22 protein-coding genes are annotated in these 24497 nt (G+C 34.0%); 10 read left to right on the top strand and 12 right to left on the bottom strand.

The annotated features are described in order from the left end of the window. Positions 1-22 precede the first annotated feature (22 nt). The 4 genes from Q0783_RS15800 to Q0783_RS15785 form a co-directional block, all read right to left on the bottom strand. Positions 23-2056, bottom strand: coding sequence for a M3 family metallopeptidase (locus Q0783_RS15800; RefSeq protein ID WP_298896706.1), 2034 nt, complete (start codon positions 2054-2056; stop codon positions 23-25). A 6-nt stretch (positions 2057-2062) separates the two neighbouring features. Next, a complete protein-coding gene (locus tag Q0783_RS15795; RefSeq protein WP_298896704.1) occupies positions 2063-2899 on the bottom strand; it encodes a hypothetical protein in 837 nt (278 codons plus the stop codon). A gap of 174 nt (positions 2900-3073) precedes the next feature. After that, positions 3074-3553 carry a 5-(carboxyamino)imidazole ribonucleotide mutase gene (purE, locus tag Q0783_RS15790; RefSeq protein WP_298896702.1) on the bottom strand — a complete coding sequence of 160 codons (480 nt, stop codon included), beginning with the start codon at positions 3551-3553 and terminating at the stop codon, positions 3074-3076. Positions 3554-3555: 2 nt separating this feature from the next. Further along, positions 3556-4710, bottom strand: a complete 1155-nt coding sequence (locus tag Q0783_RS15785; RefSeq protein ID WP_298896700.1) for a 5-(carboxyamino)imidazole ribonucleotide synthase — start codon at positions 4708-4710, stop codon at positions 3556-3558. A 156-nt stretch (positions 4711-4866) separates the two neighbouring features. Here Q0783_RS15785 and Q0783_RS15780 point away from each other — a divergent pair, with 156 nt between their 5' ends. The 4 genes from Q0783_RS15780 (at position 4867) to Q0783_RS15765 (ending at position 8343) form a co-directional block, all read left to right on the top strand. After that, a complete protein-coding gene (locus tag Q0783_RS15780; RefSeq protein ID WP_298896698.1) occupies positions 4867-5976 on the top strand; it encodes an adenylate kinase in 1110 nt (369 codons plus the stop codon). A gap of 38 nt (positions 5977-6014) precedes the next feature. After that, positions 6015-7013, top strand: a complete 999-nt coding sequence (obgE, locus tag Q0783_RS15775; RefSeq protein ID WP_298896696.1) for a GTPase ObgE — start codon at positions 6015-6017, stop codon at positions 7011-7013. Positions 7014-7181: 168 nt separating this feature from the next. Beyond that, positions 7182-7706 carry a DUF4136 domain-containing protein gene (locus Q0783_RS15770; RefSeq protein ID WP_298760309.1) on the top strand — a complete coding sequence of 175 codons (525 nt, stop codon included), beginning with the start codon at positions 7182-7184 and terminating at the stop codon, positions 7704-7706. Between the two features lie 85 nt (positions 7707-7791). Continuing rightward, the gene (locus tag Q0783_RS15765; RefSeq protein ID WP_298896694.1) at positions 7792-8343 is read left to right on the top strand and encodes a DUF664 domain-containing protein; all 552 of its coding nucleotides are present in this window, start codon (positions 7792-7794) and stop codon (positions 8341-8343) included. 48 nt (positions 8344-8391) lie between these two features. Here Q0783_RS15765 and Q0783_RS15760 read toward each other — a convergent pair whose 3' ends face one another. Together Q0783_RS15760 and Q0783_RS15755 are read right to left on the bottom strand one after the other, a co-directional pair. Beyond that, the gene (locus Q0783_RS15760; RefSeq protein ID WP_298760305.1) at positions 8392-8769 is read right to left on the bottom strand and encodes a DoxX family membrane protein; all 378 of its coding nucleotides are present in this window, start codon (positions 8767-8769) and stop codon (positions 8392-8394) included. A 68-nt stretch (positions 8770-8837) separates the two neighbouring features. Beyond that, positions 8838-14936: an MG2 domain-containing protein gene (locus Q0783_RS15755; RefSeq protein ID WP_298896692.1), complete on the bottom strand. Its 6099-nt coding sequence runs from the start codon at positions 14934-14936 to the stop codon at positions 8838-8840. Positions 14937-15129: 193 nt separating this feature from the next. On the opposite strand from Q0783_RS15755, the gene Q0783_RS15750 reads away from it, so the two are divergent. Next, a complete protein-coding gene (locus Q0783_RS15750) occupies positions 15130-16086 on the top strand; it encodes a tetratricopeptide repeat protein (protein ID WP_298896690.1) in 957 nt (318 codons plus the stop codon). Between the two features lie 44 nt (positions 16087-16130). Here the strand turns inward: Q0783_RS15750 and Q0783_RS15745 are convergent, their stop codons facing one another. After that, entirely contained in the window at positions 16131-16373 is a 243-nt protein-coding gene (locus Q0783_RS15745; RefSeq protein ID WP_298896688.1) for a hypothetical protein, read from the bottom strand. 138 nt (positions 16374-16511) lie between these two features. On the opposite strand from Q0783_RS15745, the gene Q0783_RS15740 reads away from it, so the two are divergent. Beyond that, positions 16512-17867: a Mur ligase domain-containing protein gene (locus Q0783_RS15740; protein WP_298896685.1), complete on the top strand. Its 1356-nt coding sequence runs from the start codon at positions 16512-16514 to the stop codon at positions 17865-17867. A 57-nt stretch (positions 17868-17924) separates the two neighbouring features. On the opposite strand, the gene Q0783_RS15735 is transcribed toward Q0783_RS15740, so the two are convergent. The 5 genes from Q0783_RS15735 to Q0783_RS15715 all read right to left on the bottom strand — a co-directional run bounded on the left by Q0783_RS15735 (position 17925) and on the right by Q0783_RS15715 (position 21119). Next, on the bottom strand, positions 17925-18353 hold the full coding sequence (locus Q0783_RS15735) for a hypothetical protein (protein ID WP_298896683.1): 429 nt from the start codon (positions 18351-18353) through the stop codon (positions 17925-17927). Between the two features lie 36 nt (positions 18354-18389). Next, positions 18390-19559, bottom strand: a complete 1170-nt coding sequence (locus tag Q0783_RS15730) for an MFS transporter (protein ID WP_298896681.1) — start codon at positions 19557-19559, stop codon at positions 18390-18392. 86 nt (positions 19560-19645) lie between these two features. Further along, positions 19646-20068: a hypothetical protein gene (locus Q0783_RS15725; RefSeq protein WP_298896679.1), complete on the bottom strand. Its 423-nt coding sequence runs from the start codon at positions 20066-20068 to the stop codon at positions 19646-19648. Continuing rightward, positions 20068-20658 (bottom strand): FMN-binding negative transcriptional regulator, encoded by a 591-nt coding sequence (locus Q0783_RS15720; protein ID WP_298896678.1) that lies wholly within the window; start codon positions 20656-20658, stop codon positions 20068-20070. Before Q0783_RS15720 ends, Q0783_RS15725 begins: the two co-directional genes overlap by 1 nt. Positions 20659-20675: 17 nt before the next feature. Then, on the bottom strand, positions 20676-21119 hold the full coding sequence (locus tag Q0783_RS15715) for a DUF1569 domain-containing protein (protein ID WP_298896676.1): 444 nt from the start codon (positions 21117-21119) through the stop codon (positions 20676-20678). A gap of 70 nt (positions 21120-21189) precedes the next feature. Between Q0783_RS15715 and radC the strand changes: the two genes are divergently transcribed. Genes radC through Q0783_RS15695 form a run of 4 tightly spaced genes read left to right on the top strand, consistent with a single transcriptional unit; the run spans position 21190 to position 24493 of the window. Continuing rightward, entirely contained in the window at positions 21190-21888 is a 699-nt protein-coding gene (radC, locus tag Q0783_RS15710) for a DNA repair protein RadC (RefSeq protein WP_298896674.1), read from the top strand. 15 nt (positions 21889-21903) lie between these two features. Further along, positions 21904-23205, top strand: a complete 1302-nt coding sequence (locus tag Q0783_RS15705; RefSeq protein WP_298896672.1) for a polysaccharide deacetylase family protein — start codon at positions 21904-21906, stop codon at positions 23203-23205. Next, positions 23195-23884, top strand: a complete 690-nt coding sequence (locus tag Q0783_RS15700; protein ID WP_298896669.1) for a YjjG family noncanonical pyrimidine nucleotidase — start codon at positions 23195-23197, stop codon at positions 23882-23884. The genes Q0783_RS15705 and Q0783_RS15700 overlap by 11 nt, the downstream gene beginning before the upstream one ends. 48 nt (positions 23885-23932) lie before the next feature. Beyond that, positions 23933-24493, top strand: coding sequence for a hypothetical protein (locus Q0783_RS15695; RefSeq protein WP_298760282.1), 561 nt, complete (start codon positions 23933-23935; stop codon positions 24491-24493). Positions 24494-24497: the final 4 nt, after the last annotated feature.

Here is a 24497-nt window from a genome sequence, read left to right as displayed (position 1 = left end):
ATCTAACGAGAAACAAGTACTATTATTTGGCAATCAATCCAGCACGTTTTAGTAAAGCGTCTGGTTGTGGTTCCTTTCCTCTAAAACGTTTGTATAATATCATTGGATCTTCAATACCACCTTGAGAAAGGACATGGTCTTTAAATTTTTTAGCGACCTCTTTATTGAATACACCTTCTTCTAAGAAATATTCAAACGCATCTGCATCCAAAACTTCTGCCCATTTATAACTGTAATAGCCAGAACTATAACCACCTTGAAAGATATGAGAAAAAGCAGTGCTCATACAATTTTCTGCAACGTCAGGATAGAGTTTAGTATGCTCAAAAGCTTGTTTTTCGTGGTTCTTTACCGACGTTATTGATGAAGGATCTTGGCCATGCCAAGACATATCCAATAAACCAAAGCTAATCTGTCTTAAGGTTTGCATACCTTCATGAAATGTAGCTGATGCCTTGATCTTTTCAATAAGTTCCATAGGAATCATTTCGCCTGTGTTATAGTGTGTGGCAAACAACTCTAAGGCTTCCTTCTCATAACACCAATTTTCTAAGACTTGACTAGGCAACTCTACAAAATCCCAAAACACACTTGTACCTGATAAACTAGGATAGGTAGTATTGGCTAACATACCGTGTAAAGCATGGCCAAATTCATGAAATAAGGTTGTGACTTCATTGAATGTTAAAAGTGAAGGCTTACTTTTAGTAGGTTTTGTGAAATTACAAACGATGGAAATATGAGGTCTATCATTTACATCATGTTTAATGTACTGAGGTTTATAAACCGTCATCCATGCACCATTGCGTTTTCCTGCCCTTGGGAAGAAATCGGCATAAAAAATAGAGACCAAATTTCCTTTGGTATCAGTTACTTTATAGGTTAAAACATCATCATGGTATTTATCTATATTATTAATCTCCTCAAATTTTAAATCGTATAAACGTTCTGCAATAGTAAACGCTCCATCAATAACATTTTCGAGTTTGAAATAAGGTTTCAACTGTTCATCATCTAAGCTGAATAATTTTTGTTTTAACTTTTCAGAATAATAAGACCCATCCCATTTTTGAAGTTGATCTATACCGTCTAAATCTTTGGCAAATTCTTGTAAGTTATTGAATTCGCGTATAGCAGCTGGTTTTGCTTTATCTAAAAGTTCATTTAAGAATGTTTCAACAGTCTCTGGTGTTTTTGCCATTCGTTCTTCTAAAACAAAATGTGCATGTGTTTGATACCCTAAAAGATTTGCTCGTTCATGGCGAAGTCTTACAATTTGTAGTACATTATCTTGATTGTCTAAATCATTTCCTTTAAAAGCTTTTGCTCCAGCTGAAATTGCTAATTTTTTACGTAGTTCACGATTATCAGCATAGGTCATGAACGGAATGTAGCTCGGGTAATCTAATGTGATTAACCAACCTTTTTTACCTTTTGACTCTGCCAATTGTTGAGCGGCCTCTTTAGCGCCATCAGGTAATCCAGAAAGATCAGCTTCGTTAGTGAGGTGCATTTCGAAGTTATTGGTTTCGGCTAAGACATTCTCGCCAAATTTGAGTTTGAGTTTACTCAATTCTTTATCAATGGCTCTGAGTCGTGTTTTTTTATCTTCGGAAAGATTCGCACCATTTCGAGAAAAGCTTTTATATTTCTTATCTAACAACGTCTGTTCTTCAACAGTTAAATCTAATGAAGCCTTTTGTTTATAAATAGTTTTTACACGCTTAAATAAATCTTCGTTTAGGGTAATGTCATTACCAAATTCTGAAAGGAGGGGAGAGACCTCTTGTGCAATTTTTTGGATCTGGTCGTTGGTTTCGGCACTGTTGAGATTAAAAAACAGACTAGATAATCGATCTAATTCTTCTCCTGAAAAATCCAAAGCTGCAATAGTGTTTTCGAAGTTTGGAGCTTCGATATTTGCAGTAATGGCATCAATTTCTGCACGTGCCTTTTCTATTGCTTTTAAAAATGCAGGTAAATAATCTTCATTTTTAATTTTTGAAAAAGGGGCTGTATGGTATGGTGTGTTGAAGGTCGAATTTAAAATACTCATTGTCTCTTAGTTGTATGCGTTGTAATCAATTAATGTTGTGCCTTTATCGTCTAATAAGCTTAAGTTACCATTAGAAAGTTTATAGGTCCATCCAAAAGGTTCATTCTCAATTTTGTAGTTCTGGTATGTATCGGTTGTTTCTATAGGAATTAGTTTTTGAAGTCGATGTTTACGCTTTAGGTATAACGAATTATCAGACATTTTTACAAACTCAAAAAAGCCTTTCTCCACAATGTTATTCATACGTTCGATATTCCATTTGCCAACCACGTCTTTAACTTCCAGCTGTGCTAATTTTTTTTGTTCTTCTTGAATTTCAAAAAGTGTTTCGCTTACAGTAGTATTGTAACTTTTATTATTTAATTTTTCCAATAATGCGTTGTACTTGTTATCTTGTCGAAATAGCGAAAAATCATAAAAAGTTATAGATATACCTTCTAATTGATAGGCTGGAAATTTACCTCCAAAAGACTCTATGACTCCTCCTGTTTTTTTACATTTTTGGATAATTGGCCAAAATGCGAGATTAGCATCTCCAATATAATTATGGGTAAAATTCAAAATAGGAACGACATTATCTGGAGTATACACGTCATCACCGTGAATTTCAAACATTAGAGCAGTTCTTATCATATTTGTTATTGAGATCGAATCGCCCTGTAAATGGCCTTTAGTCTCTTTTAAATAGGTAATTTGATCTAAGTCATGGAGTTCTTTCCAGTAATTTTTTAGCTCTTGCTCGGTTTTCAATGCTGAAATTTCAGTAGTATATTGATCTAATAGTTCGTTTTTAGAACAATTGAAAATCAAACATAGGCCAAGCAATACAAGTGTTTTCTTCATTTAAAATAGAGTCATTTATTTTATTATATCATTAACTAATCGTTAAGAGCGATATATCAAATTAATTATTACTTTTGCACTATTATTAAAACTTATTTTTTGTAAGATTTAGTAAGAATTGATTAATAGCTCTAAAACCTCGTGTAAAAGCGAGGTTTTTTTATGTTAAGCTTATTATAGGTTCTTTGAAGATTCTATAACTTTAGTCTTTAAGCTTTCCTTGTAATTTATTATTGTAGTTAATACCTTTCCATTAGACGACCCTATAATTTGAGCAGCTAAAATACCAGCATTTTTTGCACCATTTAAGGCTACTGTAGCAACAGGAACACCAACTGGCATTTGAAGTATTGACAACACCGAATCCCATCCATCAATAGAATTACTACTTTTTACAGGAACACCAATTACTGGTAATGGTGATAATGATGCAACCATTCCTGGTAGATGTGCAGCACCACCAGCTCCAGCAATTATTACACTTATTCCTCTAGTGTGGGCCGTCTTGCTAAAATCGAATAATTTTTCAGGTGTTCGATGTGCAGATACAATATCGACTTCAACGTCAATATGAAATTCTTTTAAGATGTCTATTGCATCTTGCATGACAGGAAGGTCACTTTTACTTCCCATAATTACAGCTACTTTACTCATAATTATTTACTTATAACTTTTATCGTTTGCTTTACAGTTTCGGCTATACGCCTAGCTTCATTTATGTCTTTGTTAACAATAGTCACATGTCCCATTTTACGAAAGGGTCGTGTTTGTTTTTTTCCGTAAATATGCGGTGTAACTCCATCGAGCTCCATAATATCAGTAATATTCTCATAAACTACACTTCCAGTATGTCCTTCAGCTCCAACCAAATTAACCATGATACCACCAACTTTACTCTCTGTTTTTCCTAAAGGGAGATTTAAAATTGCTCTTATGTGTTGTTCAAATTGAGAGGTATAGCTGGCTTCAATCGTTTGGTGTCCAGAATTATGTGGTCTAGGCGCAACCTCATTTACAAGAATGTCATCGGTTTCAGTTTGAAACATTTCAACAGCTAATAAACCAACATGATCAAATGCTTTTGACACCTTCATGGCAACATCTATTGCTTTATTTGCAACAGCCTCATCAATTCTTGCAGGACAGATTACATACTCTACTTGGTTTGCTTCTGGGTGGAATTCCATCTCAACTACTGGGTAGGATTTAATGGCTCCATTTTTGTTTCTAGCCACAATCACTGCCAATTCATTTTTGAATGGAATTAAATCTTCAATAATACATTCACCATGAGGAAGGTCTTTCAAGTCTGATAATTGCCGTACTATTTTAACACCATTGCCATCGTAACCAAATTGTGCTGCTTTCCATACAAAAGGAAAATCAAGAACTTCATTCTCAAGTGCGTCTTCAACTTCAGAAAGGTAAGCGAATCTAGTAAAATCTGATGTTGGTATATCATGGTCTCGATAAAACAACTTTTGAGTGGCTTTATTTTGAATCGTTCTCAACGTTTTAGATGATGGATAAACACTAACGCCTTCTTTTTCTAATACTTCAAGAGCATCAACGTTCACGTTTTCAATCTCAAAAGTGAGCAGGTCTACTTGCTTTCCGAAGTTATAAACCGCATCAAAATCCATTAAATTGCCTAAAGTAAATTGATTACACGCTAGTTTACAAGGCGCCTCATCGCTTGCGTCCATAACATGTGTGGTAATGTCAAATTTACGTGTTGAATACAACATCATTTTGCCTAATTGACCACCACCAAGAATACCGAGTTTGAAATCTGAAGAAAAATAATTCATATGTGTTTCCTCTAAAAGGAAAATCTAAAAGTTAAACCTATCGCTTTTGTTTCACAAAAATACATTATAAAATAGAAAGGATTAACAAAAATGGAATTCAAAAATCGGTAATCGACAATCTATTGATTATCTTTGCTTTTTTAAAATCAAAATCTAGTGATTAAACTACACGATTTATACTTCAAACCTTTTATTTCTGAACAGGAAGTTGATGCTATTGTTCAAAATATGGTAGATGACATTGCTAAGGATATGCAAGACGATATACCTGTATTTGTTGGGATTTTAAATGGGTCATTTATGTTTGTGAGTGACTTTGTGAAAAAGTATCCAAAACCTTGTGAAGTCACATTTATTAAACTAGCGTCATATGAAGGCTTAAAATCTACCGAAGATATTCATCGCCTAATTGGTTTAACTCAAGATTTATCAGGACGAAAAGTAGTCATCTTAGAAGATATTATCGATTCTGGAAAGACGCTTGAAGAAGTTCATCGTATTTTTCTAAATGAAGGTGTAGCCGAACTTAAGATCGCCACACTTTTTTACAAACCTGAAGCCTACAAAAAAGATTATAAACTACATTATGTTGGTAAAGAAATCCCAGACAAATTTATTGTTGGTTATGGATTAGATTACGACGGTCTTGGCCGTGATATACCAGCTATATATCAATTAAAAACAACACAACACATGACTAACTTAGTGCTATTTGGACCTCCAGGCGCAGGAAAAGGAACACAAGCTAACTTTTTAAAAGAAACGTATAATCTCATACATATTTCAACAGGAGATGTGTTTAGATTCAATATAAAAAATGAAACAGCCTTAGGGATGTTAGCTAAGTCTTATATGGATAAAGGTGAACTGGTTCCAGATCAAGTGACTATAGATATGCTAAATGCCGAGGTTGAGAAAAATGCTGATGCCAATGGATTCATATTTGACGGGTTTCCAAGAACGAATGCACAAGCCGAAGCACTAGATAAACTCATGAATAGTAAAGACTCTCAAATTAATGCTATGATTGCCTTAGAGGTTGATGATGAGGTATTGGTTGAACGTTTGTTAGAACGTGGAAAAACTAGTGGACGAAAAGATGATGCCGATGAGTCTATTATTAGAAACCGTATTACAGAGTATTACAACAAAACGGCAATATTAAAAGACTATTACACTGCTCAAGATAAGTACTTTGGTGTTGATGGTGTTGGCAGTATTAGCGAAATTACAGAGCGATTAAATACTGTAATTGATAAACTTTAATTTTTTAATCGGTAAACGATTTTACATAATATAAGACTATGACTGAGGGTAACTTCGTTGACTATGTTAAAGTGCACGTCTCTTCTGGAAAAGGAGGGCAAGGTTCTGCACACTTACATCGAGAAAAATTTATAGAGAAAGGCGGTCCAGATGGAGGTGATGGTGGTCGTGGTGGTCATATCATTGTTCGTGGAAATTCTAATCTATGGACATTATTACACTTAAAATTTAAGCGCCATGCTCGTGCTGGTCATGGCGGACATGGAAGTAAGAGTAGAAGTACAGGTGCCGATGGAGAGGACGTTTATCTAGATGTACCCTTAGGAACCGTAATCAAAGATACTGAAACTGATGAAGTATTATTTGAAATTACAGAAGATCAAGAAGAACAAATCGTTGCTAGAGGCGGAAAAGGAGGCCTAGGAAACTGGCACTTTAAAAACTCACGTAATCAAACACCACGTTACGCGCAACCTGGTCAGCCTCTTGAAGAAAGGGACATCACCATAGAACTAAAAATCTTAGCAGATGTTGGTTTGGTCGGATTTCCAAATGCCGGAAAATCAACGTTATTATCTGTTATTACTGCTGCTAAACCTAAAATTGCAGATTACGAGTTTACCACGTTAAAACCTAACTTAGGTATTGTGGAGTATCGCGACTTTCAAACCTTTGTCATGGCAGATATTCCCGGAATTATAGAAGGTGCAGCTGAAGGTAAAGGCCTTGGTCATTACTTTTTACGTCATATAGAGCGTAATTCAATCCTACTATTTTTAATTCCTGCCGACGCCGATGATATTAGAAAGCAATACGATATTCTATTAGATGAACTCAAGCGTTACAATCCTGAAATGTTGGATAAAGAACGTATGATTGCTATTTCAAAAAGCGATATGCTAGACGCCGAACTTAAAGCTGAGCTTAAGGCAGAATTAGATAAAACATTGCCAATCGATTACCTGTTTATTTCATCTGTAGCACAACAAGGCATCACACAATTAAAGGATAAGCTCTGGAAAATTCTTAACGATTAATAGTTGGGCGTTGCCCTTTTTCGTAATACTACAAAGGGCCAGGCTCTCATCAGTCGCTTCCCGATACCTATCGAGAGAGCTCCAACAATGACTCCATCCTTAACGCAGCGTATAAAGTTAAAGTTGTCAATACCAATCATTTTTTGATTATCTTTAAAATAAAAAGCAATGAAATATCTCTCCATTATATTGATGTTAGTATTGGTAACATCGTGCAGTACTATTAGAGTTAATTATGACTACGAAAAAACAACTGATTTTTCGGCTTATAAAACCTATAACTATTTTACAGATATAAAAAGTGGAATGAGCGAATTGGATACCAAACGCTTATTTAGAGCTCTTGATCAAGCCATGCAGAGTAGAGGGTATACCTTATCTGAAAATCCAGATTTCCTAATTGATATCGGTAGTAGTGAGTTCCAACAACAACGAAATAATAATGTTGGTGTCGGTGTAGGAGGTACAGGTCGTAATGTAGGTGGTGGTATTTCTATAGGTTTACCACTTGGACAAACTCAAATGGCTAGGGAAATTGTGTTTGAGTTTGTAGATGAAACTAAAAAAGGACTCTTTTGGCAGGCAGTTTCTGAGTCTAATTATAAACCAAATGCCTCACCTGAAAAACGCGAAGCACAGTTCAAAGCACTTGTAGAAAAAGTGCTGGAAGGATTTCCTCCAAAAGCTAACTAGCTTGATATCAGCGTTAAGTTCCTGTTAATGGCAATAATTTTGATTATGGATTGTTTTATTTTTAAATAAACTTAAAACAACAACCATGAAAACAAAATCACTATTATTTATATGTCTTATTGCAAGTATGTCTCTTTTTGCACAGAGACGTTCAGTTATAGAAGTACCAAAAGGCTATTCTAATGACATAGGTCAAATGGTATCAATGTTAGATAACTTAAAAGCACGTGTCGAACGAAATGTCATTAATTTAGACCAAGAAGGTACCGACTTCCTTTTGGATGATAAGGCTAATAGTCCTGGCGCTATAATTTATCACCTAGCAGCAACAGAAGCATATTACCAAGTTTATACGTTTGAAAATAGAGGCTTTAATGCCGAAGAACGGGAAAAATGGAATACCGCTTTAAACTTAGGCGATAAGGCAAGGCAAGAATTTAAAGATAAGCCTATATCTTATTATTTAGAGATTTATGATAAAGTAAGAGCTAAGACAAAAGAGTTGCTAAAAACAAAAGATGATGAGTGGTTTAAGAAAAAAAACGGAACCATGAGTAATCATTGGGCTTGGTTTCATGTTATGGAGCATCAAGCCAATCATATGGGACAATTAGCACTCATTGCAAAACGTATTTAATAAAAAAGAGGCTTATATAAGCCTCTTTTTTATTAAAGATTATCAACCTTAGTTGAGTAATGCTTTGTATTTGTCTTTATAACCTATTAATACAGCTATATTTAGCACTAATAGAGCCAATGCGCCTCCAATTCCTCCAGGATCTAATACGGCATGAAATAACACGGCATTTACAGATACACTCATTAAAATAAGTGCTAGAAGTGCTCCAAATTTATTAAAGATTAATGCCAATCCTGCAACCACTTCAACTATAGCAACAAGAAGTAATGTTTTAGAACTAGCTAGAGCTCCAAAATATGCTCCAGCATCACCTGATAATTCAGGCATAGGTAAGAAACCATCTGGTACTAGTTTATTGGCTCCGAAGACCAATACGAATAGTCCGAGCAATATTCTCAAGACCAAAAATACTTTTGAATTCATAATGTTAGTTATTTGTTAGAGTATCTAATATAGTGAATTTGGTCGATACTTTTTAGAATACCTAACAACTATTCACTGTCTACACTAACCCTAACACCTTCACTATGACTACTAAATTCAGGAGCATACATACTTTGAATGGTCGTAATACCATTGCTCATATGTCCTGCATTATTAACTCTTAGATCATACTCAAAAACGTAAATCCCTTTCGGTAAATAATCAAAAAAGAAATTAGTTGACGCATCTTTCGTGCTTTCATAATACCCTAATCCGTCTTGATATTTGTATTGCGATAATACATTTACTGGCTCAAATCCTGCAGCACGCATATCTTTCATATGAACAAACTCCATAGCACGATCACTACGTAACTCAATGCGAACTCTCACCAAATCACCAACTTTTAAGTCGGTGTCAGGCGTAATTTCGGTAATTTCCTCACCAGTATCAGTATTGGTCTTTTTAAATAGTTTTTTCTTTAATTTTAGAGGTGTTTCGGCAGAAGTAATCTTATCTAGATCTTCAAAATATTGCCAGTACAATCCTCCCCAAGCGATACCATCTCCTTTCTTAGTAAGCTTAACGGTTCCCATGTTTGATGTAATATCGGATGAAGACCAAGAGGTTTTGTAATAGCCAGTACCAGCTTCAACTTTCACATCTTCTAATGTTGAAGGCTCTATTGTTTTTCCACCAATAACCACATCTACCATTTCAGTAACACTAAGCCAATCACTACCTTGAAGCAATAAAGCATAGATAGCATCTGTCGTCGCTTTTGTCGTTTGCCAACGATTAGTTTGCTTATTCTTTAATAACCAGATCTTTAAATTATCTACGATAGTTATATCATTTTCAATTTCAGAAAACACCTCAATCATCAATGATTGTGTTTCTATAGGTGCTTGATACCAATACCATGAGCTCGTATTTGCTTTCCAGTACATTCCTAATTCTTCCGAAGTAATACTAGTTTCACGAAGTGATTTTAAGATTTTTCTAGAAGTTGCTTTATCGTCCATTCGATCAACTACTAATGCCATTAAACCTTTGGCATATAGCGAACGACTTAGCCAATACTTTTGTATTTGTGACTGGTAGTAATCAACAATAGATTGTACTTCATTAGATACTTTATATTCTGGATAAAAACTACGCATATACAAGTAATGTAATTGTGTATAGCTTAAATGATCTTTTGACAGATCTATATCTGGATTATATTTTTTTAGGTTTTTATATTCCTGAACAAATTCGGCATCTAAGTAGGCAATGGCATTAGTGATCATTTTTGATTCTGTATCAGTAGTTACACCTAACTTGTTAAGATGTCCAAAACCTGTGATGATGTGTTGTGTGATATAACGGCTTGGTCGTCCTCCATTAAACCAAGGCCAAGCACCATTATTCATTTGACCATTTTTAAGTTTACGTCGGGCAGACTGTAACTCATTATTCATTTTGTTTAAATCGAATAATAAAGCTATGCGCTTTTTTTGCTCGGCTTCACTTTGTGCATCACGCAGCCATGGTGTTTCTTGAATGAGAATAGATTTCAGTTCTTGGTTCTTCTCAAGATTACTCAATAAAGCATCTGTATTTCGCCACTGATTGAAAACGTCTTGAATTCTTGGATTACTGTTCGCAATATGACTCGCCAATGCATTAGCATAATAACGACTAAAGGTTTGCTCATTACAGTCGTAAGGATACTCCATTAAGTATGGTAAGGCTTGTACAGCATACCATGCTGGATTAGAAGTAATCTCAAAAGTAAGTTTGTGATTCTTAAGTGTTGTTGAGGTCGTTGTCTTTAGTTTATCTAAAGTAAATGTTTTTGTTTCATTGCTCTTAATCCACATAGGCAATGTTTCTGTAACTAACATTCGGTTACTTAATACAGGTAATGCATTTTGTTCACCATCGCTAAAATCATCAGCTTTTGCAATAATCTTATATTGAACAGCACTAACATCGTATGGAATGTCGAGATTCCATGATACATTTGTATTTCCTTTTGCTGAAACCGTAAAACCAAGTTCATTATATGCGTTTGATAATTTTTGATCTATAGACTCGCCAGTGAGAGCATCAAACAATTGTAATACCGCAATACCTTTTAATTCTTTATCTGTTAGATTTGCAATTTTTGTACTAACTCTAATTTGATCACCTTCACGTAAAAAACGAGGAGCGTTTGGAATGACCATCAATTCTTTTTGGGTGACAGTTTCCAATGTTGACGTAGTGCTTTCTAATGATTTTGTATGTGCCAATAACTGCAATTTCCATTTGGTTAAGGCTTCTGGTGTGGTAAAACTAAAACTGACATTACCTTCTTTATCGGTTTCTAAATGTGGAAAGAAAAAGGCCGTCTCTTGAAGATTTTTACGAATTTTTACATCGCCAAAATCTTGTTCTTTTTCTTGCTCAACGCTACCATTTTTTGGAGCCCATTCACCTTTATCTATGCCTCGTTCTTTTTCTTCTGGTGCTCCTCCTACATAATTAAAATCGTTGTATTCGTCGTCAAGGTAACCACTAACAGTATCGTATCTTATGCTAGCTTCGGCTAGAACTTCACTATCTTCTAAGGCAAGCACTCCTGCCAAGAATTTTTTGTTTCGTCTTAAATAGTTTCCACGTCCAAAACTCAAACCAAAAAGGTTTAAACGATCATACTGTTGTATAGGATAGCTGCTATAATTATTTTTTAACTGTCTTATGGTGAATCCGTTGGCAGAAAAGCTTTGTCCTGCATTTACTCTAAAGCGTGAGTAATATGTTGGTTGCTGTGTAGGATTAAAGCTCCAACTATGCGGCAAAAATTGGTCTAACGACGAATCATACATACTCGCGAGTAACTCTGCAGTAACCTGTTCGCCTTTAGGTCCTTTAATCTTAAAACGCCAAGTTTCATCAGTTCCTGGTTGCAACTTATCTCTAAACGTCATGGTTTCAATCTCCAAATCGGTTTTAGGATATGGAACCAAGATATTAAGTCGTCCTGTTTTAACACTGTTTTGGTAGACATAACTATAATGAATCACAAAACCACCTAAGTCATTTTCAGAAATTGGAATTGAAATGGATGCCTTATTGTTGCTTAAGCTTACAATTTGCTTGGTTAATATTTTTTCGTCTTTTTCAACTTCAACTGTAACAAACAATTGTTTAGCGGCAGAACCTAATGTCACTTCTACCGTTTCATAAGTTTTGTAACTTGGTTTGTTCGAAGTGATACTAAATAGCTCATTATCTGCTAAGGTTTTATCATCATCACTATACAAGGTGACCTGTGTTTCATCCTTCACGTTTTGATTAAATCTATCTTTACTTTCTAGAATAATATGGTACTTACCCGATTCCCATCGTTTAATTTTACCAAGATCTATCGCTTTAGATATATTGGTGTCGAATGCTTTAGAAAATACGAGTTCGCCTTTGTCCCAATTTTTGCTATCATCTTCATTGTTATAAGCATCATAAGGGAATAAATCTTTAAATGCCGCTTCAGTGAATACTTGGTAATCTGGAGCCTCCCAAGGTCGCTCTCTTAATACTTGCTGAGGTGCAATTAATTTATAGATCTTGATCATACCAGTCGCTGGTACAAATTCGCCGTTTAGATTTCGTGTGTCAATGGTAATTTTGTGATCTTTTTTTGCTTTGTCTAATCGATTGTCAACTTTTATTGAAGCTGTTAATGCATGATAACCAACATTTACAACAGTTGTCGTACTTCGGTTTTCACCATTAAGGTCTGTAACATCAGCGATGACTTCATATCTAAATGTTGGTAAAGAAGATGTATCAACACTTTCATCAGGAATGGCTTTGAATTTTATTTCAAAATCTCCCGAAGCGTCAGTCATAGTTTCTCCATGAGTGATTTCTTGAGGTTCACTATTAAAATAAGGCCTGTACCAATAATACCATGATGGGTATTGTACTTGTCTATGAACGCGATATACAACTTTTGCATCTGTAATATTGCTGCCAGCATAGGCCAAAGCATTTCCATTTACAGTAATGGTATCATTAACTTTATAAGTTTCAGAAACTGGTTTGAATGTTGCTTCAAACTTCGGACGTTTATATTCTTCTACTGAAATAGAGTGGTAGATATTTAAATCATGACTACCAGCTACTCTTAAATAATAATTTCCAGTTAACCCAGAATTTGGAATTACAAACTCACCAGATACAGAACCATAGTCATTAGTTACCAAGTCTAAATTGGAAACCTCTTCATTGTTTGTATTATAAAGTGTTGCTGTAACCTTTTTATTGGAGACGATTTCAGATTTGTCATTTTTGTTTGAGATTACAATACCTTTAAAATATAAGGTTTGGCCAGGTCTGTAAATACTTCTATCAGAAAACAGAAAACCTGTATGTCGTGTTTTATTGTTTCTGTTATTTCTATAATTATTATATCTGTAGATATTTAGATACTCAAAATGTGCCGTGTCCTTATTTTTACTAACTTCAATTTTGATTTGGTTACGATTAAACTTCCCTTTTTTAATCAAAAACTCTCCATTGTCATCCGTTGTATAAGATTCACGTTTATAATTACCTTGATAATTTTTTACAAAAGAAAACTTAACATTAGCATCAGAAATAGGCTGTCCATTTGATCTGTTAACTATTTGATAAATTACATCTTGATCGCTTTCCTTTTCTAAGTAGGCAAGATTTGTGACTTGAAACACCTTAAAAGCATAAGTATTACTGTCGTTTTTCACTTTAGCAAAAATGACATATCGACCATTATTCAGTTTAGGAATAGCAATTTCTGTGCGATGAGGTTGGTAATCATGCTCATCTTTTAGTGTTGAAGTCCAGTTTTTTAATGGTTTTAACTTGTTCAGTAGTTTGAGTTCCTCTTGTTCATTACCTCTGTAAGCTCTAAGTGTGCTTATTTGGTAATTATCGACCTTAGAAATACTAAATTCAATCTCACCGAGATTTTTGTAATTTATTAATGCACGAAAGTCTGAGTTTATAGGTACATTGTTTTCGGTAATAATCTGTAGTGATTGCGTTAAAATTTGAGTTTTAAGTGTACGGCATTTTTCAGCACCTTTACTCTTAGGATAATTTTTAATCGCACTGTCGCAAAGATCCATAGCTTCTTTCAGTTTCCATCTATGGTCTTCATCCGTTTTAGCTTGGTATTGAGAACCTTGTCGCGAATATTGTTTAGCAATTTCAAAATCATACAATGCAGCAAACTCCATTTTACTGGAATGCCAGCGCTTGCTTTCTTTTAAAAATGTTTCTAAAATTAATTCTTCTTTATTGTCAATAGTTGCATTCTGGTATATGTAGTTCAAACGTGCAATATCTGCATCAACCATGGCATTTGGAGTAGCGTCTTTCGAATGAAACTTAATCAGGTTTTGATAAATCTTAAGCGCTTGTAACCGTAACGAACTCGAATCTTTGGATTCTAACTTAAGAGATTTAAACGTGTAAGCATCCCCTAAAAATTTCGGATTATCAATTTCAAATTTATAAGCAGGTTTCGTGATGTTGTTCTCATCAGTTTTGTAAAAGTCTAATGCATTATGACTTAACACATCGTATAGTGTTGGCCTATAAATTCTTGAGTCCTTCTCGTTGGTTATAATTGCTTCAAAATCTTTTAAATTGGTTTGCTGAAGTATGAGTCCATTTTGTAACGATTGTTCATAATTTAAATGAATTTCATTGAAAAGTGTTTGCAGATCCCAAGTTCTAAAATCGATGTCATCTACTTTTTCGCTGGTTTTAGTGCGATCGTAAAATATCCATCTATTTTGATTGAAATATTGCCAATATAAGGTTGCCAAAATGTTTTGAAGCACATTTTTACTCGGTGATTCACTTTTATCAATAAGTGTTTTAAACTCATTGACAATGCTTAACTGTGCATCTTCTTCGAGGGTTAATGCGTATTTACTTCGGAAAAGTAAAGCCTTAATCTCTTGAGGAGTATTATTGGTTGCTTTAGCTTTTTCTTCAATAGATTTAACAACTTCCAATGCAGATTTTGGTAAACCTTCATTTTCGAGAGTATTAACTTCTTTCCAAAGTTTGGAATAATCTTCTGGTGTTTGAGCATTTGAGAAATTGGCAAAGCAAAGTATCATTAATAGACTTATAAATGGTTTCATTTGTTTATTTTATTTTGGTACAAACTAAAGTTTAAAAACTTACTGTAAAACAACAAATTAGGTATTACCTCGTTTGGATGAGTGAAGTTATGAATTTTAGCCGTAAACGCACTATATTTACAATTTGAAAATCAAAAACAATACCATTTATAATTTTGAAAACTAATGGTACGAGTTTTGCGTAAGTAGTCATATGAAATACATATATATTTTTCTATTAGTTCCGTTTTTAAGTATAGCGCAACCCTCTACTTTAAAAGAGGCTAGAACACTGCTTGATGATAAAAAATTTGTGAAAGCCGAACAGATTCTTTCAGAATATGTTAAGACAAATCAAAACGACAAAGAAGGGTTAGAACTTTTAGGTGATGCCTTAGGTCACCAAAAAAAGTGGGATAAAGCAGCAACACGATATAAGAAACTAACCAGATTAGAACCAAAAAACGCGAATTTTCATTATAAGTATGGTGGTGCATTAGGAATGAAAGCTCTTAGTGTTAGTAAGTTAAAAGCTCTTGGTATTATTGGTGATGTTAAAGGCGCTTTTTTAAAAGCTGCCGAATTAGATCCAACTCACATAGATACACGATGGGCATTAGTGGAACTCTATATGCAACTCCCAGGAATTATTGGTGGAAGTAAAAGTAAATCGTTTAAGTATGCTAACGAGCTTCAAGTACTTTCTAAAGTAGATGGCTATTTGGCCAAAGGTTATATATATGAGTATGACGACGAACCAGAGCAAGCAGAAAAGTATTATAAAATGGCTATAAATGAAGGCGGTTCATTAACATGTTATGATAAACTCACTAAGCTTTATGAAAAAGAAAAATTACCTGAAAAGGCGATTTCTAATTTGGAAGCTTCAGGAAAAAAACATCAGCGTAATGCAATGCATTATCAAATAGGAAAAGTGTGTGCAGAATATAATGTACAACTAGAAAAAGGCGAGAAATGCTTGTTGACCTATATCGAGAATTATTCGGCTAAGGATGGTGTCCCTAAAGCTTGGGCTTATTATAGATTAGCTCAAATAAATAAGAATAAAAAGAACAAGAAAGAGGCTCTGAAATGGATCGATAAAGCTATTGCCAGCTTACCAAAGATCAAAGTTTTCAAAACGGAGAAATCTAAAATTCAAAAACTATAAATAAGACTATAGCTTTCTAGCTATAGTCTTATTAGATATACAACTTAAGCTCTTGTACAAACAAAAGCCGTATCGTTATAGGCTGCAATAAGATCAGAATTGTTAGCTACTTTTAGTTTTGGTCCAACATAGTATCCGCTTAATTCAACTTCCCAAGGTGCACTTCCACCAGCTTCAAAACTGTGAAATGTATTGGTTAAAATTGGTTTAGCGTTGTAGTTGGTTACAATACCGTCGGCACTAGTGGCTTTAACTAAAAGAATTGAATTAGGTTCTGAATCGTTCATTGTGAATGAAATTTGCATAATAAATTTGATTTGGGTTAATAATGGGTCAATATTACGATGTTGAAAAATCTCTGATTAGCGTAGAAATACCTGAATATTTTTACGCGAATAAATACTATCTTTACTTTTTTAAATTTTATGAACGTACATTTTATTGCTATTGGTGGTAGTGCCATGCACAATCTTGCATTAGCTTTACACAATAAAGGTTATCAAGTCACAGGAAGTGATGATACTATTTTCGAACCTTCAAAATCACGATTGGAAGCTAAAGGGTTATTACCAGAATATTTTGGATGGTTCCCCGAAAAAATTACCTCCAGCTTAGATGCTATTGTTTTAGGTATGCATGCCAAGGCAGACAACCCTGAACTTTTAAAAGCCCAAGAGCTCAATTTAAAAATATATAGTTACCCTGAATTTTTATACGAACAGTCCAAACACAAAACACGAGTTGTTATTGGAGGAAGTCATGGTAAAACGACTATTACCTCAATGATTTTACATGTTATGCATTATCATGATAGAGATGTGGATTATATGGTTGGAGCGCAATTAGAGGGTTTTGATGTGATGGTAAAACTTACCGAAGGCAATGATTTTATTGTGCTTGAAGGTGATGAGTATTTAAGTTCTCCAATAGATAGACGACCTAAATTCCACTTGTACCAACCTAATATTGCATTACTGAGCGGAATTGCCTGGGATCATATTAATGTATTTCCTACATATGAAAACTATGTTGAGCAATTCTCTATTTTTATTGATAGTATTGTTCAAGGCGGAAGCATCAATTATAATGAAGAAGATGCTGAGGTAAAGCGTGTGGTTGAAGCTAGTGAAAATACAATACGGAAATTAGCCTACAACACACCAGAGTATCGTGTTGAAAACGGACAAACATTACTCGCAACTCCTGAAGGAGATTTACCAATAGAAGTATTTGGAAAGCACAATCTCAATAATCTTGCTGGAGCCAAATGGATTTGTCAACATATGGGAATTGACGAGGACGATTTTTATGAAGCTATAGCTACATTTAAAGGTGCTAGTAAACGCTTAGAGAAAATTGCCGAAAGTTCTAAAAGTGTTGCTTATAAAGATTTTGCACACTCGCCAAGTAAAGTTGAAGCTACAACTAAAGCGGTAAAAGAACAGTACAACGATAGAACTTTAGTTGCTTGTCTGGAACTACATACCTATAGTAGTTTAAATGCTGAATTTTTAAAAGAGTATAAGGGTGCTTTGGATGCCGCAGATGTAGCAGTTGTATTTTACTCACCGCATGCTGTTGAAATTAAAAAATTAGATGAAGTCACTCATGAACAAATAGCTAACGCTTTTGAACGTGATGATTTGATTATTTACACCAATCCAGACGATTTTAAATCCTACCTCTTTTCTCAAGGTTTTGAGAATAAAGCATTGTTATTGATGAGTTCTGGTAATTATGGCGGACTAGATTTTGATGAGGTTAAAGGGCTTATTGCATAAAGTTAAACTAAAAAAGCCTCCATTTTGGAGGCTTTTTTAGTTTGTTTCTAACTGCGTCTAGTTAACAGTAAGATCAATCTCTCTAATAGTTGAGGCGTTATCTTCGTTAACATTAAATATATCTGTTCTAACAAGAACTTCATCGATATAAATATTTAAAACGGCAGTGTAATCTGTCCAACTCGACCCTTCAGGAGTGACATTGTAAACTCCATTTTCAAGGAAAGTCAATTGAAAATAAGTACCACTTTCTATTTCAACTTGCGCATATGTTAAGCTAAATGGTAAATTTTCAACTTCATCAGTTTGCGTATCGTTATTAATAGTGGTTGTTATTATAGCTGCTGTATTTCTTGTTGTTGTTACTTCAAATCTGATATTTGAAATTATTGGTCCATCTGGATCTGCTCCAGAGTCGCTATCATCAGGAAGACACGAATAGTTGATACTGCATATCAATACTACTAGTAATAAAATCTTTTTCATTTTGTTCAATTTTTATTTAAGATGGGACGAAGGTCGCTATTTTTTTTGATTACTCAAAGCTAACAAGCCAAAGAGTGGACCAATGGCTAAAACCATATATATGAATAACGAATTTGTAGATTCAATTAGTATATTAAACAGTAGAATGCTAACAACGGTTATAGAAAAGCCAATACAGTTAACAATTGTCAATGCGGTACCTTTAATTTCTGCTGAAGCATTCTGCGCCACAAGTGTTGAGAATAACGGTGAGTCGGTAATTACTACTATTCCCCAAAAGATAAGAAAGCCAACAAAGACGATTTCAGAATTAATAGTAAATATAAACGGACAAATGATACAGCATATACAAGACAATAATAATGCTAAAAATGCAATTTTTTTGGTTCCATACCCTTGAGAAAGGTAACCACCAATGACACATCCTAAACCACCAATTCCTATAATTATAAATGACAATAGTGGGATATTTAAATTGATATGAGGATACAGGTCATTATACGTTTTTAGTAAAATGGGAACAAATGCCCAAAAGGTATATAATTCCCACATATGCCCAAAATAGCCAAATGCAGCTGCTCGAAATTTAGTGTTTTTAAAAACTTTGGAAAACGCAGATAGGTCCAGATGTTTAGCAGACACTCTGTATGGACCATTGGGTACGAACAGGAACACAAGTAATCCACCTAAAATGGCAATAATTGAAGTGAATAGTAACACAGATCTCCACATATTAGGCTCTAGAAGACCTTTTAGAAGGTGAGGAAAAGCAGTGCCAAGCACTAAGGCTCCAACTAGAAATCCTAATGAAATCCCTAATCCCTTTTCAAAATAATCTGCTGCGATTTTCATTCCAACAGGATATATACCCGCTAAGAAGAAACCTGTCAAAAATCGAAGCGAAAGGAGACTATATAAGTTATGCTCATCCCAAATGATAATGCTATTAAACAAAGCTCCAAACAAAGCGCAAACAAAAAATACTTTTGAAGGCGAAAAGCGATCTGCTATCGTAAGAACAGCAAATACTAATGTGCCAACTATAAAACCAAATTGAATCACTGATGTTAAATGGCCAATAGCTGAGTTACTAAGACCAAATGTATTGACAAGATCATTCATAACACCATTACTTGCAAACCATAGTGAGGTACAGCAAAATTGTGCAATAATTATAATGAAAAGAATACTATTTTTACGAGTCATTTACACCAAAGATCTTAGTCACTAATTTGAAACCGTAATTCTGTTTTCGATTTTTCTAAAATATGTATGCATATGTTATCTTTTTGTCAGAAAACAATAAGTGTCCAAAGTAAATAGATTAAAATTATAGATCTGGCTGTCCAACTCAATGTTCTAATCCAATTCGTTCTAATAACTTTAGTTATCAATTTCGATGAGCCTTCATTCATTAGTTTTAAATGAATTGGAACCTGAAAAATCATAGTGCTTAACCAAATCATAGCTAGCAACACTATATTTAGTATATATAGATTTTTTGGATAGTTATATATCAGAATAAGTCCAGTAATGAGTTCAATCGTCATCACTGGGACTGTAATTATGCCAGTAATTGCATTTTTTCTTTCATACTTTGGAAACACATCGGTATCGATTGCTCTAAAAAGCGGATAATGAACAATTTGTACAAACCAACACAAACCAGTCATGAATACTGTTGTGAAGATATGAATTAGGAATATAGTTTTCATTAAAAAACGGTATCTAAAAACTGTTTGATGCTATCTTGATTTGCTCGTATCAATTCTTCACGAGCAAATTTTGTATCACTTGGTTTTTTATCCTGTGAGAGTTTAAACTTTCCTTCCCAACCGGTTATGGTAACTTCAAACATTTTAATGTAATCAAGGTTGCGATCTAATCTAGGATTATCAGGTTCTAGAATATATTTATGATCTGGCGCCTCTAAAAACTCAGTCATCGTAATTAACGACTGTTTTAAAGCTGCTTTGCTCTCTATAGCTTCCACAGTTCCTTTGAGATGCACTTTTATATAATTCCAAGTTGGTAATTGTGTAGTTCCATAGACACTTGGTGAGATGTAACATTCTGGTCCAGAAAACAATAAGGTCACAGCATTACCCTCTTTTAATAAATTGACTTGAGGATTATAAATATCAATATGTCCAATAAGCTTTCCGTTTTCAAAGATTAAAGGCAAATGTGTAATCAATGGTTGATTGTTTTCAACTGAAATCACAGTGGCTAGAGGATAGGTTTTTATAACCTCGATCATATGATCTTTATTATTATCCTGATGATGTTTTGGAGGGTAGTTCAATTGTTTACTCTTTTAGTTTATACACCAAACTGTTTTAAATGATGGTCTAAGTGTTTGTATTGCATTTGTCCCCATTGGTCGGCTGTGAAATACCCAAATGCAGGATGAGGATTCCATTCTGATTTATCACGCTGAGTATGTAGTTCATTTATAAGCTCTACAAGTGTTGCTTTTTCTGCATTAAAGTTTTTATCTTCTTTAGTTTTTAAGAATTTTGCGGTTGGTAAACCTTTACGCCATGGTTTATCATTGTATAAAGATTTTTTAAAAAACAATTTAACAAACCAACTAGGTTTCATTCCATAATCATTTTTTTCAAGGATGATATTTAAAGGGCCTTGACAATGCCAAGCCATTTGTCCAACATTCATTTCTCCCCATTTTGCTTGCGCTTGGTCATCTAGTTGTTCAATTCTGTTAATGATTTCAGTGTGTGCTTCTGTTGTGAATATAGATTTCATAAGCATGTAGTATTTTTTCTATATAATGCATTATATTTACATCTAGAAAGTTACAATATATCTTTATAAGATGACTAAAAAAACGACTTCATTTTCAATAAAAAATTGGTCACAAGATGATCAACCAAGAGAAAAACTTCGTAACAAAGGGAAGTCTGTATTGAGTGATGCCGAATTACTAGCCATTTTAATTGGCTCTGGAAATAAAGATGAGAGTGCTGTTAGCCTTAGTAAACGCATATTGTCCAGTGCAAATCATAATTTAAATACACTCGGAAAACTGAATTTAAAGCAATTAATGGCCTTTAAAGGTATTGGTGAGGCCAAAGCTATTTCAATTGTTGCAGCACTAGAGTTAGCTCGCCGTAGGATAGGAACCGAAATCATTGAAAAAAAGAAGATCAAGTCCAGTGCTTCTGTCTTTGATCTTATGCAGCCTATTGTTGGTGAGTTACCTCATGAAGAGTTTTGGATTATCTATCTCAATAACTCTAATAAGATTATCCAAAAACAGCAACTAAGTAAGGGAGGAATTACTGGGACTTTAGTAGATGTACGCCTCGTTCTGAAGACGGCTTTAGAAGTTGGAGCAGTAGCTTTGTTATTAGTTCATAATCACCCGTCGGGAAGTTTAAAACCAAGCGAAGCTGACAAAAAATTAACTCAAAAATTAAAAAATGCAGCACAAAGTTTAGATATAAAAGTTCTAGATCATCTCATTATCACAGAAAAAGCATATTTTAGTTTCGCAGATGAAACCCTTTTGTAAAAACTAGATATATTTTTGCTACTCGTTTATACACATAAAATAACACCTCGACTTCGATATGCGTTCAAGCACTTATGTACGAGAGTTTTGGGGATTCCTGTGTCATTCACTACAACCATAGAGGAGTTTATTGCTCATGATAGCTTAAAGATGTCCTATACACGACAGCCTTTGAGTCATGAGATTTTTATAAGAAACCATGAGTTGTTATTTGAACAAGGTTTATCAGATATTGATATCAATGTTCAAGATTGGGACGACACCAAATGCTTTTTTGCTACAGGAGAAAAAAGTGCGCTACCATTTGATATTTTTGCAGCATCCTTTTATCTATTGAGTCGTTATGAAGAATATTTGCCGCATGTTAAAGATGATTATGGCCGATTCACAGCGACCGAAAGCCTAGCGTATAAACATGGTTTTTTGCAACAACCTGTAGTTGATATGTGGGCCTACAAATTAAAAACTTTACTTGAGCAAAAATTTGATGGTTTTACTTTTCCGAAGAAAACATATTCTATTCAACCAGTTATAGATGTGCCAATGGCCTATTACTTCAAACAAAAAGGTTTGATGCGAACAGTTGGAGGTGCGCTAAACGATTTATACCGATTCAAATTAAGACGACTTTACCAACGTTTTATGGTGTTATTTGGTTTTAAACGTGACCCATATGACACCTTCAAATGGATTATAAATAAACAAAAACAGTACGATTTTAAGTTTATTGTGTTTTTCTTAATTGGTGATTATTCAACCTATGACAAAAATATCAGTATCAATAAAAAGAAATTTGTGTCACTCATTAAATCTATTGCAGACTATTGTAAAGTAGGATTGAAGGCTTCTTATTTTTCTTTAGATGATATTTCTATTTTGAAAAAGGAAAAGAAGAAAATGGAATTTGTCACTAATTATGAGTTGGAAGCTACGAGAAACTCATTTTCCAAGATTAATTTACCGACATCATATCGTAACCTTATTGAATTAGAGATTAAGAATGATTTCACTATGGGCTATCTTAATCATTTAGGGTTTAGAGCGGGAACATGTACACCATTTTTATTTTATGATCTTGATTACGAAATGCCAACACCATTGCTTATCAATTCATTCCACTGCTTAGATCATGCACTATTAAAGCATCAATCACAATTGGATAAAGCACAAGAATTACAGCGATTGATAGACGCCGTAAAACAAGTGAATGGTACATTCACTCCTGTATTTCATAATTATTGTTTTGGAAGTGATATCAGATGGAAAGGCTTTAGAAAATTATTTACTCAAATATTAAAATCTAGACATGAAAATTAAGGGAATTAAACATATATTTTTTGATTTAGATCATACACTTTGGGATTTTGATAAGAATTCTGCATTGACATTCGAGAAAATTTTTGAGATACATCAGCTTGACCTAGACACCAAAGACTTCTTAGACCTTTATGAACCTATAAATCTTAATTATTGGAAATTATATAGAGAAGAAAAAATAGATAAATCGAGTTTGAGATATAGACGTTTAAAAGATGCATTTGATGCTGTTCGTTTCGATGTTTCAGATCAGATCATTAACCAATTATCTGAGGACTACATTACCTATCTCACCACATTTAATCATCTCTTTGATGGTACTGTAGATATTTTAGAGCACTTACAGAGTGATTACCATTTGCATATCATTACAAACGGATTTGAGGAAGCACAACAGCGAAAAATGGATAATGCCAATATATCTCAGTATTTTAAGACCATAACCAATTCTGAAAGAGCAGGTGTTAAAAAACCAAATCCCATCATTTTTAATCATGCGCTAGATCTCGCCGAAGCCAAACCTAACGAAAGCTTAATGATTGGTGATAACTATGAAGCAGATATTTTAGGAGCCATGGATGTTGGTTTGGATGTAATTTTATTTAATTATCACGACTATAATGCTGAAGATCATATTAAACAGGTAAAACGACTTGAGGATCTAAAAAAGTATTTATGATATACTTATTTGATGATATTGTCGTTTTAGTACTAAGCCTAAGCCTTTATGAAACGATCAAGATTAGTCGTATTATTTGTCATAACCGTTGGTGTTCTCTTTAGTTCATCATGTGTAAATGATGTCGATTTTGATCAGGCGGAAAATATTTTGCCTACACCAGTTTTCGAAGCAAGTTTAATTTTTTCAAATTTAGAAGCTACTAATTTTATTGATGAAAACACACAGCAGGAAGTTCTCGTTTTAACAGATACAACACGACTTGAATATATTAATTCCGATTTTTTTGTCGATCAATTAGCAAAGACAAACTTAACCTTTCAATTCACAAATAGTTTAGACAGAAACTTTAATGTCGATTTTATTTTTGTTAATGATAATGATGAACAACGTTATTTGGCTCAAGTAGAAGTACTACCAGGTCTTCCAGATACTCCTGTTTTTGTAGAGTCAAACTTTTTAATTGAAGAGCCAGAGTTAAGTACATTCGAAGAGGCGACAAAACTAATTTATCGCATTACATTACCACCAAATACAAACCCAATAGATATATCTGTTTTAGGACAACTAAAATTAGAATCTAAAGCCACCTTTTATTTCGAATTATAAATGA

Origin of the sequence: uncultured Psychroserpens sp. (assembly GCF_947500255.1) — a bacterium.
In the GTDB taxonomy this organism is placed as follows: Bacteria; Bacteroidota; Bacteroidia; order Flavobacteriales; family Flavobacteriaceae; genus Psychroserpens.
This window is presented reverse-complemented; position numbering and strand designations above follow the sequence as displayed.

Excerpts from the sequence above, each read along its gene's own strand:
- Q0783_RS15755 (WP_298896692.1), bottom strand. The coding sequence starts at position 14,936 with ATGAAACCATTTATAAGTCTATTAATGATACTTTGCTTTGCCAATTTC.
- radC (WP_298896674.1), top strand. The coding sequence starts at position 21,190 with ATGACTAAAAAAACGACTTCATTTTCAATAAAAAATTGGTCACAAGAT.
- Q0783_RS15770 (WP_298760309.1), top strand. The coding sequence starts at position 7,182 with ATGAAATATCTCTCCATTATATTGATGTTAGTATTGGTAACATCGTGC.
- Q0783_RS15765 (WP_298896694.1), top strand. The coding sequence starts at position 7,792 with ATGAAAACAAAATCACTATTATTTATATGTCTTATTGCAAGTATGTCT.
- Q0783_RS15750 (WP_298896690.1), top strand. The coding sequence starts at position 15,130 with ATGAAATACATATATATTTTTCTATTAGTTCCGTTTTTAAGTATAGCG.
- Q0783_RS15785 (WP_298896700.1), bottom strand. The coding sequence starts at position 4,710 with ATGAATTATTTTTCTTCAGATTTCAAACTCGGTATTCTTGGTGGTGGT.
- Q0783_RS15800 (WP_298896706.1), bottom strand. The coding sequence starts at position 2,056 with ATGAGTATTTTAAATTCGACCTTCAACACACCATACCATACAGCCCCT.
- obgE (WP_298896696.1), top strand. The coding sequence starts at position 6,015 with ATGACTGAGGGTAACTTCGTTGACTATGTTAAAGTGCACGTCTCTTCT.
- Q0783_RS15735 (WP_298896683.1), bottom strand. The coding sequence starts at position 18,353 with ATGAAAAAGATTTTATTACTAGTAGTATTGATATGCAGTATCAACTAT.
- purE (WP_298896702.1), bottom strand. The coding sequence starts at position 3,553 with ATGAGTAAAGTAGCTGTAATTATGGGAAGTAAAAGTGACCTTCCTGTC.
- Q0783_RS15745 (WP_298896688.1), bottom strand. The coding sequence starts at position 16,373 with ATGAACGATTCAGAACCTAATTCAATTCTTTTAGTTAAAGCCACTAGT.
- Q0783_RS15725 (WP_298896679.1), bottom strand. The coding sequence starts at position 20,068 with ATGAAAACTATATTCCTAATTCATATCTTCACAACAGTATTCATGACT.
- Q0783_RS15760 (WP_298760305.1), bottom strand. The coding sequence starts at position 8,769 with ATGAATTCAAAAGTATTTTTGGTCTTGAGAATATTGCTCGGACTATTC.
- Q0783_RS15715 (WP_298896676.1), bottom strand. The coding sequence starts at position 21,119 with ATGAAATCTATATTCACAACAGAAGCACACACTGAAATCATTAACAGA.
- Q0783_RS15795 (WP_298896704.1), bottom strand. The coding sequence starts at position 2,899 with ATGAAGAAAACACTTGTATTGCTTGGCCTATGTTTGATTTTCAATTGT.
- Q0783_RS15740 (WP_298896685.1), top strand. The coding sequence starts at position 16,512 with ATGAACGTACATTTTATTGCTATTGGTGGTAGTGCCATGCACAATCTT.
- Q0783_RS15730 (WP_298896681.1), bottom strand. The coding sequence starts at position 19,559 with ATGACTCGTAAAAATAGTATTCTTTTCATTATAATTATTGCACAATTT.
- Q0783_RS15695 (WP_298760282.1), top strand. The coding sequence starts at position 23,933 with ATGAAACGATCAAGATTAGTCGTATTATTTGTCATAACCGTTGGTGTT.
- Q0783_RS15700 (WP_298896669.1), top strand. The coding sequence starts at position 23,195 with ATGAAAATTAAGGGAATTAAACATATATTTTTTGATTTAGATCATACA.